Annotated in this window: 12 protein-coding genes and 1 pseudogene; 5 read left to right on the top strand and 8 right to left on the bottom strand. The window is 62.2% G+C overall.

The features are described 5' to 3' along the window. Positions 1–122: 122 nt before the first annotated feature. Complete coding sequence (locus CWI66_RS05910; protein ID WP_100731178.1) at positions 123–2,588, bottom strand: DUF1266 domain-containing protein; 2,466 nt, start codon at positions 2,586–2,588, stop codon at positions 123–125. Between the two features lie 172 nt (positions 2,589–2,760). Next, positions 2,761–3,003: a GlsB/YeaQ/YmgE family stress response membrane protein gene (locus CWI66_RS05905; RefSeq protein ID WP_009098790.1), complete on the bottom strand. Its 243-nt coding sequence runs from the start codon at positions 3,001–3,003 to the stop codon at positions 2,761–2,763. A gap of 129 nt (positions 3,004–3,132) precedes the next feature. Here CWI66_RS05905 and CWI66_RS05900 point away from each other — a divergent pair, with 129 nt between their 5' ends. Genes CWI66_RS05900 through CWI66_RS05885 form a run of 4 tightly spaced genes read left to right on the top strand, consistent with a single transcriptional unit; the run spans position 3,133 to position 6,726 of the window. After that, a complete protein-coding gene (locus CWI66_RS05900) occupies positions 3,133–4,002 on the top strand; it encodes a D-hexose-6-phosphate mutarotase (protein WP_081195585.1) in 870 nt (289 codons plus the stop codon). 60 nt (positions 4,003–4,062) lie between these two features. Next, a complete protein-coding gene (locus tag CWI66_RS05895; protein WP_016914514.1) occupies positions 4,063–4,254 on the top strand; it encodes a hypothetical protein in 192 nt (63 codons plus the stop codon). 46 nt (positions 4,255–4,300) lie between these two features. Next, complete coding sequence (locus CWI66_RS05890; RefSeq protein ID WP_100731177.1) at positions 4,301–5,689, top strand: YcjX family protein; 1,389 nt, start codon at positions 4,301–4,303, stop codon at positions 5,687–5,689. Continuing rightward, positions 5,686–6,726, top strand: a complete 1,041-nt coding sequence (locus CWI66_RS05885; protein ID WP_100731176.1) for a YcjF family protein — start codon at positions 5,686–5,688, stop codon at positions 6,724–6,726. Before CWI66_RS05890 ends, CWI66_RS05885 begins: the two co-directional genes overlap by 4 nt. 65 nt (positions 6,727–6,791) lie before the next feature. On the opposite strand, the pseudogene CWI66_RS18670 reads toward CWI66_RS05885, so the two are convergent. Further along, positions 6,792–6,944, bottom strand: a pseudogene (locus CWI66_RS18670) (ATP-binding protein); the annotation flags it as partial. A gap of 188 nt (positions 6,945–7,132) precedes the next feature. Continuing rightward, positions 7,133–7,936: a Cof-type HAD-IIB family hydrolase gene (locus CWI66_RS05875; RefSeq protein ID WP_100731174.1), complete on the bottom strand. Its 804-nt coding sequence runs from the start codon at positions 7,934–7,936 to the stop codon at positions 7,133–7,135. A 171-nt stretch (positions 7,937–8,107) separates the two neighbouring features. Between CWI66_RS05875 and CWI66_RS05870 the strand changes: the two genes are divergently transcribed. Then, on the top strand, positions 8,108–10,048 hold the full coding sequence (locus CWI66_RS05870) for an exoribonuclease II (RefSeq protein WP_100731203.1): 1,941 nt from the start codon (positions 8,108–8,110) through the stop codon (positions 10,046–10,048). Positions 10,049–10,151: 103 nt separating this feature from the next. Here the strand turns inward: CWI66_RS05870 and sucD are convergent, their stop codons facing one another. The 4 genes from sucD to odhB form a co-directional block, all read right to left on the bottom strand. Next, positions 10,152–11,024: a succinate--CoA ligase subunit alpha gene (gene sucD, locus CWI66_RS05865; RefSeq protein WP_016914525.1), complete on the bottom strand. Its 873-nt coding sequence runs from the start codon at positions 11,022–11,024 to the stop codon at positions 10,152–10,154. Further along, the gene (gene sucC, locus CWI66_RS05860; protein WP_100731173.1) at positions 11,024–12,190 is read right to left on the bottom strand and encodes an ADP-forming succinate--CoA ligase subunit beta; all 1,167 of its coding nucleotides are present in this window, start codon (positions 12,188–12,190) and stop codon (positions 11,024–11,026) included. The genes sucD and sucC overlap by 1 nt, the downstream gene beginning before the upstream one ends. Before the next feature lie 162 nt (positions 12,191–12,352). After that, a complete protein-coding gene (gene lpdA / locus CWI66_RS05855; RefSeq protein WP_081137467.1) occupies positions 12,353–13,792 on the bottom strand; it encodes a dihydrolipoyl dehydrogenase in 1,440 nt (479 codons plus the stop codon). Positions 13,793–13,905: 113 nt separating this feature from the next. Next, the gene (gene odhB, locus CWI66_RS05850) at positions 13,906–15,456 is read right to left on the bottom strand and encodes a 2-oxoglutarate dehydrogenase complex dihydrolipoyllysine-residue succinyltransferase (protein ID WP_081195581.1); all 1,551 of its coding nucleotides are present in this window, start codon (positions 15,454–15,456) and stop codon (positions 13,906–13,908) included. Between the last annotated feature and the right edge of the window lie 19 nt (positions 15,457–15,475).

Below are 15,475 nucleotides of genomic sequence, written 5' to 3'. Positions count from 1 at the left end.
GTGGCAACGCAACCATGCGATCAACCTCGTAAAAAATGTATAGGAAAAAGTAAACCGAGCATGAGAAAGCTCATGGACACAAACACTGGACTATAAGCCACTTGTCCCATGTTTGGCGAGCCTCAATGCAAAATACGCTGATCTCCCGGTAACGTATCGATATGTAGCGGCGCAAAATGGCGCGGTTTGTTGCCCGGAAAATCCAGACTGGCCCAGGGCCCCGCCAGAATGGGCGCGCCACACAGCCAGGCCACCAGCGCTTGGCGAAAGCCTGCCAGAAAGCTTTCTCGCTCGGGGGTTTCCCCCATGAAGAACGAGAATCCGGCGTACATCCCCGCCGCATACTCTTGCCAACCGGCGTAATGGTCTGCGGCCAGCTGATAGGCGCGGTCCAGCACGTCGGCAAAGGCCTGCTTGTCCAGCCAGCCCAACTGCCGGGCAGCAATGGCCAGGTCCACGAGCTGAGCAATATCCCACGCGGCCATGTCGACGTCGTTACAGCCGTCCTCGTTGGCGCTCACTCGGCGCAACCGTAGCAGATGGTGGCGCTCCTCTTCGCCGCAGTCACCCGATTCGAGAATGGCGATTTCTGCCGCCAGCCGCTCAGGGTTCAACGTGTAGGGCGCGTAATTGATCTGGTACTCCTGACGGTCCCCGGCCTCCAGCATGAAGCTGAGGAACTCTTGCATGTCGTCGGCGCTGGTCAGGTGGTAGTGGCTTTCGACCCACTCGCGAATATCCGCACATTCGCGCGGGCTCTCCAGCTGTGGCTCGCTCCATACGGCGCTATTCAATGGCCCCACCAGAGACATCGCCGTAAAGTGGCTCAGCGTAGGCCGCTCACCTGGCTCACACCAGGCGTCTGGCTGCCAGTTCAGCCAATGAAACAGGCTGCCGGGATCCTCCAGGTGCCAGGCAATTTCACTGATCAAGGAGTCGTGCTCGGGCTCCGGCAGGCAGCTTTCCCAGGCAAACCATGCTTCCAGCAAGCGTTTGGGCGAGGCATAGAAACGGCACAGGCAGCTGCGCAACGCGCTGGCATGCTCCATGAGCGGTTCGCGCTCGAACAGCCCACTGTCCAGCGCCATGTGGAGATAGAACGCGAACTTCTCGGCCATGTGAATGGTAGCGGCGTGTCGGCTGACGCCTTTCACCGCATTGCGCTGCTTCAGCTCGTCGGGGGTAGGCTGGCCGAAATGCGTCTGCGAAGGCGGCATCACCCCATGGACGGCATCCGCCGCCAGCTGATTCAGGTGGTGTGCCTGAGCGGGCAACCAGTAGCGCGCCAGCACTTGATGCCCTTCGTCGGCATGCAGCCCCAACGACTCTTGCAGATACACCGCTGCGTCGGTGCGGCGCTGCTCGCTGATCGGTGCTGCAGGGTTCAGTTGGCGCAGCATCACATCGGGTTCACGCACCCCTGCCAGCGCCAGCAGCCAATGATGAGGGGTATTGCGCCAGCTGCGGATGCGCTGACGTGAAGCGTCGCGGGTGGCATCGTCCAGCAGGGCGCTGGGCGCCTGTTTCCATGGGCTGAACGGGGCGTGCATCAACAGCTTGTGGCGTGGCGAAGGCGTCATGCCCCGGCGATCGACGCCCTCGAACAGGCTCTGACCACGCAGGTAAGCCTTCAGCATGGCATGCCAGTCATGGTAACGACGGCCAATCAGGTCAGCCGCATGGGCCGCCAGGTCGTCTGCTTCGGCCTGGCTCAGCCAGCCGCTGCAAACGCCCGCCCAGGCCAGTTCGACCAGCCGAAGCCAGTCCCAGGCCGCCCACTCCAGGGGCTCCCCCTGGTGTACGAAGGTGGTAAGTACGGGCGCATGGGCAGACTCCTGCTCGACACCGCGCTGCCACTCCTGACGCTGGGCATGATCCATGCTCAACAGCTCTCGGGCCTCGATGTTCCAGCGCTGACGCTCGCCCTGAGCGCTCAGCCATAGCATCACTTCGAGCAGTTGCTCGCGGTCGTAGACCTGCCAGACGCGCTCCATCCAGACGCGGGCCTCGGGCCAGTCGGCGGCGCTGGCGGGATGGCAGATCACCGGCCGGAACAGGGCGCCCAGCCGCCAAGGCCGCGCCTCAGGCGCATCGGGCCACAGCGAGGCGGGCGGCGCCAGCTTAGCCAAAGCCGCCTCCAGCGCAGGCCAGGTGATGCCCTCACCGTCGCTTTCAAGGTCGGCCAGCGCCTGGCAGGCGTCGATGAATCGGTCATCGGCGCCGGTTTCCCAGCCCCTGGCACCCATGGCCCGGCGCAGGTCGGCCAGCCAGCCGCGCAGGTCGCTGTAATCCGTGGTGATACGCCGCGCCACGTGATGCGCCCAGCGCTGAGCCTGATCCGGCGCCAGCCAGCCAGCGGCGCCACCCAGTGCGGCCCACTCGAGGGCGCTCAGCAGTCGGTCTGCGTGACCGGCAGGCGCGCCCAGTGCAAAAAACAGCTGATCCGCCAACGTCCCGCGGTCCGTGATGCCCAGCTGCAGCAGGCGCTGTTCGGCCGCCACTGCATCTACCGCCAAGGGGTGTGGTGTGAAAGCCCAATCACACAGCACCAGCTGTTGAGCCCACCAGGCATTTAGTGCATCGGCCAAAAGACACCTCGAAGAAACAGAAAGCGATCCATGAAAGCAATACCGCGCGGAGGCAGGGCTGCCAAAAGCGCCATAGTGTAACGGAAACTAACGCCAAGACCGATAGCCCGCGCACAAAACAACGCTGCCCGGCACAAGGGCCGGGCAGCGTAGGGAACAACCGAGAGAAGCGCTAAGCGCTTTTGACTTTACTGATGACCCACAACAACACCACGGCCCCCACGGTCGCCGTCACCAGCGAACCAATGAAACCGCCCGCCTGAAGGCCCAGAAGACTGAACAAGAAGCCCCCGACCAAGGCGCCAATGATCCCTACCCCGATATTGCCCAGCACGCCAAAACCGCCGCCGCGCATGATGTTGCCAGCAATCCAGCCAGCCAAACCACCAATGATCAACCACGCAATAAAGCCCATACATCCTCCTTGGTTTTACCTAGCCTGGGGTTTTAACTTTCGCTTATGGTTGTTCTACCATAGCACACAGCGCCAGGGTGCTGCCCATTTGTTGCCTTTACTCACAAGGCCTTCTTACAAGGACTTCCCATGATTCCCGACTCCCTCACACAGCTGCTTGCCGATGTCGATGGCCACCAACCGGCTACCTGGCAAGGGCGCGACGTCGCGCTGTTCAACATGGACTGGGGCAGTATGGTGATCAGCCTGCAGGGTGCCCAGGTGCTGCACTTTCAACCGCGCAACGAGCAGCCCTGGCTATGGGTGACGCCCACGCCCCAGGCGATGCCGGGAGCGATTCGTGGCGGCATCCCACTGTGCTGGCCCTGGTTTGCCGACGAGCGTTATGCCGACGAAAGCCCCGAGCGCAACGGCCCCTTTCACGGTCTGGCTCGCCACGCCCAGTGGCGCCTGGACGCTGTGGACGATCATGCGGAAGGCATCGAGGTGCACCTGTCACCCACCCAGCCCCTGCACAGCCAACTGACCGCTCGGCTGGTGGTTCAAGCCAACGCCCAGCGCCTCAATGTCGAGCTGATTACCGAAAACATTGGCGAGGCGCCGGTCAAGACCAGCGGCGCACTGCATACCTACCTGGCTGTCGATGACGTGCATCAGTGCCGCCTGGAAGGGCTTTCCGGCGCCCGTTACCTGGACAAGCTGCGCGACTTCAGCGAAGCACAGCAGCAAGGCACGCTGGCCATCCGGGGCGCCGTCGACCGCATCTACCACACCAACGAAGCCGTCCTGCTCAACGACGGTGTACGCACCCTGCGCATCGCCAAGCAGTCCAGCGACTCGACGGTGGTATGGCATCCCGACAGCGACCTGCCCAGCGACACCCCCGCCGAGGCGGGCCGCCATTTCGTCTGCGTAGAGGCGGCCAACACGCGCCTGGACCCCGTATGGCTGGTGCCCGGCGCCCAGCACCTGCTGGGTACGACATTAAGTCGCGGTTAATGCTGGATTCATCCAGCCCTTGGTAAGGTAAGCCTGTCTGCCATCGAGTAAGGAGCTACTATGAACCCTCAAGATATGCTTGAGGCCGCGACCATCGCGTTCAATCTTGTGGGTATGGTGGTGTGTATCGTGGGGCTGACGCTGGCACAAAAAATGTCGCGCAAGTGGCCAGGCTATGTGATTGCCGTCATCGGCTTTCAGATTGCCACGATGCCGATGTTCTATCAGCTGACGCTGATGCTACGCTACTGATGCCGCCCTGCCCTGCTTCCCATGCCCTGCCTGCGAGAGAGTTGTTATGCGCCAGCCGTTGAGTCGTGAACTAGGCAACCTGTTGGAACGCAGCCGGGATCGCCAGCTGCGGCTGGCCGTCACCGGCCTTTCCCAGGCGGGCAAGACGGCCTTTCTGACCTCGCTGGTCAATCAGTTACGCCACGCAGGCGTGGAAGCACAGCTTGACTTGCTGCCCGTCGCCCGGGAAGGCAGGCTGCTGGGCGCCCAGCGGCTGAGCCAGCCTGACCTGGGCGTGCCGCGCTTCCCCTACGACCCGGGCATGAGCGCGCTGAACGACATCCCGCCGCGCTGGCCGGAGCCGACCCGAGGCATCAGCGAGCTGCGCCTGCAGCTGCGTTATCGCCCTGCAAGGCCGGGCTGGCTCACCCCCGAGATCGCCCACCTGACCCTGGACCTGTTCGATTATCCCGGCGAGTGGCTGCTCGATCTTCCCCTGCTGCAGCATGACTTTTACAGCTGGAGCCAGCAGCAGACCCAGCATCTGGGGCCGCACCGCCGGGCGCTGTTCAGTGAGTGGCTGGCCGAGGCCGAGCAGATTGACCCCAGCGCCGAGGCGGATGAAGCGCACCTGGCACGCTTGGCAGAGGCCTATGCGCTGGGGCTGCGTCGCGCGAAGCAGGCGGGCTTTTCCGACCTGCAGCCGGGCCGCTTCCTGCTGCCGGGCGAGCTGGACGGCGCGCCGGTGCTGCAGTTCTTTCCCTTGCCTGGATTGGAGACTCCCCAGGAGCGTCTCGACGCGCTTCCGGCCACGAGCCTCTACGCCACGCTGGCATCGCGCTTTCGTTACTATCAGCAGCAGGTGGTGCGGCCCTTCTACCGCGACCACTTCCGGCGCTTTGACCGACAGATCGTGCTGGTGGATGTGCTCGGCGCGCTCAACGCGGGGCCGGAGCGTTTCGAGGACCTTTCCAAAGCGCTGCATCAGCTGATGCAGAGCTTCGATTACGGCAAGCGCAGCCTGTTGACCCGGCTGTTTGCGCCCAAAATCGACCGGCTGGCGATTGCCGCCACCAAAGCCGACCATGTCACCCCCGACCAGCACCCCCATGTGGTGACCCTGCTGGAAGCGCTGCTGGCGGAGCCGCTCAAGGACCTGCGCTACGCGGACATTCCCGTCAAAGCGCTGTCGCTGGCCGCCATCCGCGCCACCGAGGCCCGGGAAGTGCTCCACGACGGCCAGCGCAGCCCGGCCCTCAAAGGCACCACCCTGGAAGGCGAAGAGGTGCTGGTCTACCCAGGCGACGTGCCCAGCCGCTTACCCAGGGCCGATTTCTGGCAGCAGCAGGGGTTCGATTTTCCGAGTTTCCGCCCGATGCCCGCCAACGGCGAGGCGCTGCCCCACATCCGTATGGACGCCGCGATCGACTGGCTGATTGGAGATAAACTGTCATGAGCAACCCTCAGCCCCGCCGCGACTTTCATAGCGAAGCGCCCCCCGAGCCCGCCGCAGAGACTCTGCGTCAGCACGAGCGTTTTGCCAACACGGACACCCACCAGCCGCTGGCCACCCAGGCCGAGCTGAAAGCCCTGCCGGAAGAAACCCTGGGCGCTCCCCGCAAGCGCCGCTGGGGGCTGATGTTTGCGCTGGCAGGCGGTGCCACGCTGGGCACCGTGGAACTGGTCACCGGCATCCCCGATGCGCTCGCGCAGTCCCAGTGGCTGACCATGGCCTGGCAGCTCTTCGGTATCAGCCTGATTGGCCTGGGCGGTGTCTCGCTGCTGAAAGAGATTGGCCGTCTGGGGCGGCTCAAGCGCCATGACCGGCTGCGGGCCAACCTGGCCGAACTGCCCCAGCGCTCCGGCAAACAGGCGTTGGCCATGGCCGAACAGCTTCGCCAGCAGCTGAAGCTCGGCAACGACGACCCTCACTGGCTGGCCTTTCAGCGCGCCTGCCAGCCCCACCATAGCGGAGAAGAGATCCATACGCTGCTGCGCTACCACCTGTTGGCCCCTCGAGACCGGGAAGCCCAGCGTTTGATTACCCGCATGTCGGGTGAAACCGCCATCATGGTGGCGGTCAGCCCGCTGACGCTGGTAGATATGGCCCTGGTGGCCTGGCGCAGCCTGGCCATGGTAGACAGGCTCAGCCGCCTGTACGGGCTGGAGCTCGGCTACGCCAGCCGACTGAGGCTGTTTCGCCATGTGTTGCACAACATGGCCTTTGCCGGAGCCAGCGAACTGGCCACCGATGCCAGCGTCAACATGCTCTCGCTGGATTTGGCAGGGCGCTTGTCGGCACGTGCAGGCCAGGGGCTGGCCACGGGGCTGCTGAGCGCCCGTCTGGGGCTGCGCGCCCAGCGCCTGTGTCGGCCAGTGGCTTTCAGCCCGGAAGAGCAGCCGCGGCTGGCCGACCTGCGTCAGGATCTCTGGCGACAGCTCAAACGGCTGGACAAAGAGCCCGCCCCTGCCACCACGCGGCACAAGGAGTAAGCCTGTCACAGCGCGTCAGGCAGCGGTTCAGGCCAGCTGCATGCGGTTGAAGAGAGCCAGCGGTAACCGCTGCCAATGTCCTCCACGGGGATGCGCCGCTGGTCGAGCACGATATGGCGATAGTCCACCGGCAGCGAACGAAAAAAGCGCATGGTGGACGCAATGCTGAAGGCCATGTTGCTGGAGAGCTCATCGAGCTGCTCCAGCTGTGCCGTGCGGCTTCGACGCAGCACGGCCTTGATACGCGCCAGCAGCTCGCGGATTTCCGGGTCATCATCGACCACCATCAAGGTCGCAGGCGTGGTTGTCATCGTGGAAAGCGCCCCTGGGTTGTTATCGTTTTAGGGGCTAGATGATGGTGGAGCGCTGTCGCTACCGCAAGCGGCCCTCGACTAAGGTGGCAGAGCTAACCCGACAGTCCGAAACGCTCAGCCAACCAGTGGGCCACCGCCGCTTCCCCGTGATGGCCAATGCGCCGGGCATCGGGCACACGGTCGAACAGCGCCGGGTGGGCGTTGGCCATGACCTGCGCCTCCCCGGCCAGGGTCAGCATCTCGGTGTCGTTGAGGTTGTCGCCAAAGGCGAGGCAGTCGGCGGCGGTGAGGCCCAATGACTCCAGCAGCGCCGCCAGCGCAACGCCCTTGTTCACCCCGCCCGCCATGATCTCCAGTGAGTCCACCGTGGAGTAAGTGATGTGCAGCCCCTCACCGTGTGCCGCGTGGGCCTGGGCCTCCAGTTCGGCCAGCGCCTGAGGGTCACCCAGATAGAGCACCTTGCCCACCCCGTGGCGGTCCATCTGTTCGGGTGGCACCACGTCATAGGTGAACCCGGTGGAGGCGTGCAGCGACAGCAGGTGCGGCGCTTCGGCATCGACATGCCAGCCATCATCGCGATACAGGCTCAGGCGCACCTGCGGGGGCCTGGGCAGATGAATCAAGGTGTGTGCATGTTCAGGTGCCAAGTGAGACGCGCTGATCAAGCGGTCATCCGGGGCGTGGGTGTAAGCACCGTTGGTGCTGATCAAATGGGCCGGAATCGCCAGTTCCTCACGAAACACCCGCATGTCGTGGTAGTGACGGCCCGAGGCCAGCGCCACATGATGACCCTGTTGCACCAGGGCGCGCAGTACGTCTACCGTGCTGTCGTGTAACCGGTGGTCGCTACCCAGCAGCGTACCGTCCAGGTCGGAAACAATCAGGCGTGGGGTCATACAGGCTCCTTGGGCGTGGCGCATGAAGAGAGCCTCAGCTTAACCGATTCATCCGCAAGCGGGTAAGTCATTGACCCGCCTGAGCGGGTGTGACTTACCCAAGGGCAACGATTGGCGCGGCCAACGGGAATCCGTATAGTGGCACCCTACTCTCGCCAACTGATCGAACACATGCTTCAAAATAACTCCCTGCTTGCCCAGCTCAAGCAACAGATCCGTGAAACCACTCCCCGCGCCGAAGGGGTGATCAAAGCCACCGAAAAAGGCTTCGGGTTTCTTGAAACCGACAGCGGCGAATCCTATTTCGTGCCGCCGCCTGCCATGAAGCAGGTGCTCCACGGCGACCGCGTCGAAGCCGTGATTCATGAGAACGGCGACAAAAAATCCGTCGAGCCGGAGAAGCTGATCGAAGCGGGCCTGGACCGCTTCATCGCCCGCGTGCAAAAGCGCGAAGGCCGCCTGGCAGTGGTGCCCGATCACCCCTCGATTCGCAATGTGCTGAAAGCCCGCATCAAGAACAGCCTGGACGAAGACAGCATTGGCGACGGCGACTGGGTCGTGGCGCGTCTGGTGCGTCACCCGCTCAAGGAGAACGATCGCGGCTTCTTTGCCCAAATCGACGAGCTGGTCGCCAAGGTCGACAACCCCGCCGTACCGTGGCGTGTCACCCTGGCGCGCCACGCGCTGGAGCAGGAGTGCCCGGATGCCGGTAGCGACTGGCCGCTGCGCGATGAGGGCCTGACTCGGGAAGACCTGACGCAACGCCCCTTCTTCACCATCGATGGTGAGAAGACCCGCGATATGGACGATGCCCTGCACGTGGTGGCGCGTCCGGAAGGCGGCTGGCAGCTGAGCGTGGCCATTGCCGACCCCACGGCGTATGTGGATGAGGAGCACGCGGCCGACCTGGAAGCGCGTGTGCGTGCCTTCACGGTTTACCTGCCGGGCCAGAACGTCACCATGCTGCCGGAGCAGCTGGCCGATGACCTGTGCTCGCTGTGGGAAGGCCAGGAGCGCCCGGCCCTGGCGTGTACGCTGGACATCAACGCCGACGGCAGCCTGGGCGACTACCGCTTCTTTGCCGCCAACGTGACCTCCCACGCCAAGCTGGTGTACGAGCGCGTCTCTGACTGGATCGAAGGCCAAGGCGACTGGGCACCGGCCGAAGAGATTGCCGAGCAGCTCAAAGCGCTGCAGGCCATGACGGAAGCCCGCACCGCCTGGCGCAACGAGCACGCGCTGGTGTTCAAGGACCGCCCGGATTACGTGTTCGATCTGGACGAAGCAGGCAACGTGCTGGGCGTGCGTACCGAAGACCGGCGCATCGCCAACCGCATGATCGAAGAGTCGATGATTGCGGCCAACGCCTGCTGTGCAGACTTCCTGGCCAGCCATATCGGCCACGGCATCTTCAACGTGCACCGCGCCTTCGAGCCCGAAAAAGCCGAAGCGGCCCAGGAGTTCCTCGCCAGTCAGGAGATTGAGGTGGCCCAGGAAGCGCTCACCGAGCTGGCGCACTACAAAGAGCTCAAGCGCGCACTGGAAAGCCGTGACGACGCCTGGCTGGATGCCCGCCTGCGCCGTTTCCAGGGCTTCACCAGCATGTCGGCCCAACCTGGCCCACATTTCGGCCTGGGGCTGCCCGCCTACGCCACGTGGACCTCGCCGATCCGCAAGTATGGCGATATGGTCAACCACCGCTTGATCAAGCGCGTGCTCAAGGGTGAACAGGCCCCGGCAGAGGCCAGCCAGCAGCTCACCGAGCAGCTCACCGAACGCCGCCGCCTGAACCGTATGGCCGAGCGTGACGTGAAAGATTGGCTCTACGTTCGCTACCTGACCCCGGCAGCACAGAACCAGGATACCTTCGAGGCCGAAATCATGGCCATCAATCGTGGCGGCATGCGGGTGCGTCTGATCGAAAACGGCGCCACGGCCTTCGTGCCAGCCCCCTTGATGCACAGTGACCGCGACAAGGTGGTGATCGACGATAAAGAGGGCCGCATTCAGATCGAAGGCGAAGAGCGCTTCAAACTGGGCGACAGCCTGCGTGTCTCGCTCACGGAAGCCCGTGAAGAGACCCGCTCGCTGGTGGCGAAACCCGCCGCCTGACCCCGGCATGGCCTCGCGGCAAGCGTCGGCGAGGCCATGAGCAGCACCATGCAAAAGGGCACCCGAAGGTGCCCTTTTTTAGCGCTCTGAAAAAGTACGCGGCTTACCAGCCGGTCACTTCTTTCAGTGCATCGCCAATTTGCGCCAAGGAGCGTACGGTTTTGACACCGGCGTCTTCCAGGGCAGCAAATTTCTCGTCGGCAGTACCTTTACCGCCAGAGATGATGGCGCCTGCATGGCCCATACGCTTGCCAGGAGGTGCTGTCACACCGGCAATGTAGGAAACCACCGGCTTGGAAACGTTGGCCTTGATGTAGGCCGCGGCTTCTTCTTCAGCGGTGCCGCCGATTTCACCGATCATCACGATCGCTTCGGTTTTCGGGTCCTTCTCGAACATCTCCAGGATGTCGATGAAGTTGGAGCCCGGAATCGGGTCACCACCGATGCCGACACAGGTAGACTGGCCGAAACCGTGGTCAGTGGTCTGCTTGACCGCTTCGTAGGTCAGGGTACCGGAACGCGATACGATGCCCACTTTACCCGGCTGGTGAATGTGACCCGGCATGATGCCGATTTTACATTCGCCCGGGGTGATCACGCCGGGGCAGTTCGGGCCGATCAGACGTACACCCAGCTCGTCGCATTTTACTTTCGCTTCGAGCATGTCGAGGGTCGCGATGCCTTCGGTGATGCACACGATCAGCTTGATGCCAGCGTTGGCCGCTTCAAGGATCGAGTCTTTGCAGAACGCTGCCGGTACGTAGATCACGCTGGCTTCTGCGCCGGTTTTCTCGACCGCTTCTTTCACGGTGTTGAACACGGGCAGGCCCAGGTGCGTCTGGCCACCTTTGCCCGGCGTAACACCGCCGACCATTTGCGTGCCATAGGCAATCGCCTGTTCGGAGTGGAACGTGCCCTGGCCACCGGTGAACCCTTGGCAGATGACCTTGGTGTTCTTATCGATCAGGATACTCATTACTTGCCCTCCGCTGCTTTGACAACCTGCTGAGCCGCGTCGGTCAGACTGGTAGCAGCGATGATGTTCAGACCGCTGGACGCCAGCTTCTCAGCGCCCAATTCAGCGTTGTTACCTTCCAGGCGAACGACGACCGGCACGTTGACGCCAACTTGCTCAACGGCACCGATGATGCCTTCGGCAATCATGTCGCAACGAACGATACCGCCGAAGATGTTCACCAGAACGGCTTTGACGTTGTCGTCAGACAGGATGATCTTGAACGCTTCGGCTACGCGCTCTTTGGTCGCGCCGCCGCCAACGTCCAGGAAGTTGGCCGGCTTGCCGCCGCTCAGGTTGACGATGTCCATGGTGCCCATGGCCAGGCCAGCGCCGTTGACCATGCAACCGATGTTACCGTCGAGGGCCACGTAGTTCAGCTCCCACTTCGCGGCGTCGGCTTCACGCTGATCTTCCTGGGAAGGATCGCGCATCGCCTGCAGGTCCGGGTGACGGTACAGGGCGTTGCTGTCGAGGCCCAGTTTGGCGTCCAGGCAGTGCAGGTTGCCTTCGTCGGTGATCACCAACGGGTTGATCTCGAGCAGCGCCAGATCCTTGTCGTGGAACAGCTTGGAGAGACCCAGGAAGATCTTGGTGAACTGCTTCACCTGATCACCTTTCAGACCCAGCGCGAACGCCAGTTCACGCGCCTGATAGGGCTGTGCGCCGACCAGCGGATCGATTTCGGCCTTGAGGATCTTTTCCGGCGTCTCTTCGGCGACGGTTTCGATCTCGACACCGCCTTCGGTGGAGGCCATGAACACGACGCGACGAGTGGTACGGTCAACGACCGCGCCCAGGTACAGCTCGTCGGCGATGTTGGTGCAGGTCTCTACCAGAATCTTGGCAACCGGCTGACCTTTTTCGTCAGTCTGGTAAGTAACCAGGTTCTTGCCCAGCCACTGCTCGGCGAAGGTTTTGGCTTCTGCCGGGTCCTTGATCAGCTTGACGCCGCCCGCTTTACCGCGGCCGCCAGCGTGAACCTGGGCTTTGACGACCCACATGTCGCCGCCGATTTTTTTGCACGCTTCTACTGCTTCTTCGGGAGTGTCCACGGCAAAGCCTTTGGACACTGGCAGACCATAATCGGCAAACAGCTGTTTACCTTGATACTCGTGAAGGTTCATCGATTCATGCCATTGGTTGCATGTGACTCGAACGATGATCAGTCGCCCTGAAGAACATCTTGCAGGTGCTGGTCATCCCCGTACTTTCATGACGGCGAGTTGCCACGCCGCCATGAAAGTGGTGCGCCACCTGACGGTGGCGCTTGGTTGTTGCTTAGCGAATTACTTGCGCTTCTTGCGGTTGGCCATGTGAATGGCATGACCTTCTACCGCCAGAGCAGCTTCGTGTACGGCTTCCGACATGGTCGGGTGCGCGTAGCAGGTCAATGCCAGGTCTTCGGCGCTGGAGCCGAATTCCATGGCGATCACGCCCTGGGCGATCATCTCACCGGCGTGCTGACCCACGATGTGCATACCGAGAATACGGTCGGTTTCCGCATCGGCAATAATCTTGGCGCTGCCTTCGGTGGCGTTGTTGGCCATGGCACGGCCGCTGGCTGCGAAGGGGAAGCTACCGGTCTTGACTTCGATACCCTTGGCCTTGGCGTCCTGCTCGGTCATGCCGACCCAGGCTACTTCCGGGAAGGTATAGATGACGCTGGGGATGGTGTTGTAGTTCATCTCGGCCTTGTGACCGGCGATGATGTCCGCCACCATGATGCCCTCTTCAGAGGCCTTGTGGGCCAGCATCGGGCCACGTACACAGTCGCCAATCGCGTAAACGCCCGGCACATTGGTACGGCACTGGTCGTCCACGAAGATGAAGCCACGCTCGTCCAGCTCGACGCCCATGCCATCGGCTACGACGCCTTTGGTGTAGGGACGACGGCCAACACATACGATCAGCTTGTCGAAGGTGATTTCCTGCTCGCCGTCAGCATCGGTGTACTTGACGATGACTTCTTCACCGTTGGTCTCGGAGCCGGTCACACGGGCGCCCAGTTTGATATCCAGGCCCTGCTTCTTGAGCAGTTTCTGAGTCTCTTTGGCAATCGTGGTGTCGACCATCGGCAGGAAGGAGTCCATCGCTTCCAGCACGGTGACTTCAGAACCCAGACGGTTCCAGACGCTGCCCAGCTCCAGGCCGATGACGCCAGCGCCGATCACGCCAAGGCGCTTGGGCGTTTCCTGGAATTCCAGTGCGCCGGTAGAGTCGACGATCAGGCCTTCGGTCAGCGGCGTGGGCGTAATTTCCACCGGCACGGAGCCTGCCGCGATGACGATGCTGTCGGCGTCGTAGGCGGTGGTGTTGCCGTCCAGATCGGTGACTTCGACCTGCTTGCCAGATACGACCTTGCCGGTACCTTCGATGGCGGTCACGCCGTTGGCCTTGAACAGGCCAGAGATGCCGCCGGTCAAGTTCTTAACAATCTTGTCCTTGCGGGCCATCATTTTCTTGACGTCCATGGTGACGTCACCGGCTTCGATACCCATGTCGTCGAAATCGTGCTTGGCTTCGACGAACTTGTGCGACGCTTCAAGCAACGCTTTGGACGGGATACAGCCTACGTTCAAACAGGTGCCGCCGTGGACGACCTTGCCTTCCTTGCCAATCCATTTTTCAACACAGGCGGTTTTCAGGCCCAGCTGCGCAGCGCGGATAGCCGCTACGTAGCCACCAGGGCCAGCACCGATAACGATCACATCAAACTTGTCAGCCATGTTGGCTCCTTTAGCTTGGCTGCCCCCTCCCGAGTTGATCTAAACCGGGCAGGAGGCAAAGTGCGATTGCAGAGAACGTTTCATCAACAGCGAAGGCGGATCAACGCGCTTCGTTATACGTCCAGCAGCAAGCGAGCCGGGTCTTCCAGCAGCTCTTTGATAGTCACCAGGAATCTTACCGCATCTTTACCGTCGATCATGCGGTGGTCGTAGGAGAGCGCCAGATACATCATCGGGCGAATCTCGACCTTGCCATTCACCGCCATGGGGCGATCCTGAATCTTGTGCATGCCCAGGATAGCGGTCTGCGGCGGGTTGATGATCGGCGTCGACATCAGTGAACCGAAGGTGCCACCGTTGGTGATGGTGAAGGTACCGCCGATCATGTCGTCCATGCCCAGCTTGCCGTCACGGCCACGCTTGCCGAAGTCGACGATGCTGCGCTCGACGTCTGCGATCTTCATGCTGTCGGTATCACGCAGTACCGGTACCACTAGGCCACGGTCGGTGGAGACGGCAACACCGATATCCTGATAACCGTGGTAGACGATGTCGGTGCCGTCGATGGAGGCATTGACGTCCGGGAAGCGCTTGAGCGCTTCGGAAGCGGCTTTTACAAAGAAGCCCATGAAGCCCAGCTTGACATCGTGGGTCTTCTGGAAAGTGTCCTTGTACTGGGCACGCAGGGCCATGATTTCCGTCATGTCCACTTCGTTGTACGTGGTCAGCATCGCCGCGGTCTGCTGTGCCTGAACCAGGCGCTTGGCGATGGTCTGGCGCAGACGGGTCATCGGTACGCGCTTCTCTTCGCGCTCACCCGCCACCGCCGGAGCCGCCGCAGCCTTGGCCGGCGCAGAGGACTTGGCAGCTTTCCTGGCCGAACCATCCTTGACGGCTTTCTGAACGTCTTCTTTCAGAATGCGACCGCCTTTGCCGGTACCTTCGATCCTGGAAACGTCCAGATCGTGCTCGGCAACCATCTTGCGAGCAGCCGGTGCCAGCACTTTGTCACCCACCTTCTCATCGGCGCCTTCATCGTCAGCGTCGTTGGAAGCGCTGCTGGAAGAAGAAGCGCTGGCCTGGTCACTGCCACCGCCTTCTACGAAGGTTGCCAGAATCGCTTCGGACTCAACCTGGCTGCCTTCTTCTGCCTTGATTTCCGCCAGGGCACCATCGGCAGGCGCCACGACTTCCAGCACGACCTTGTCGGTTTCGATGTCGGCCAGCACTTCGTCACGCTTGACCGCTTCGCCTACTTTCTTGTGCCAGGTCGCCACGGTGCCTTCCTGAATGGACTCAGGGAAGCTGGGCGCCTTCACGTCGTGCTGCTTGCCACCGGCGGCTGGCTTAGCGGCTTCCTTGGACTCGGCCTTCTCGGCGTTGTCAGAAGATTTTTCTTCTTTCTTACCGCTGTCGCCCGAGGCGCTGCCTTCACCAATCTTGCCCAATACTTGCTCGGACTCGACGGTATCGCCTTCTTCGGCCATCACGTCGGTCAGGGTTCCCGCTTCCGGTGCGACGACTTCAAGCACCACTTTATCGGTCTCGATTTCAACGATCAGCTCGTCGCGTTCGACGCTGTCACCCGGCTTCTTGTGCCACGCGGCCACGGTGCCTTCGGCAACGGATTCCGGAAAGGTTGGCGCTTTGATATCAGTAGCCATGTCGTTTCCCTTATATGTT

Source organism: Halomonas sp. 141, assembly GCF_002810305.1.
GTDB lineage: Bacteria > Pseudomonadota > Gammaproteobacteria > Pseudomonadales > Halomonadaceae > Vreelandella > Vreelandella stevensii.
Note: the sequence above shows the minus strand (reverse complement) of the source record. Positions and strands in the feature narration are given on the sequence as shown.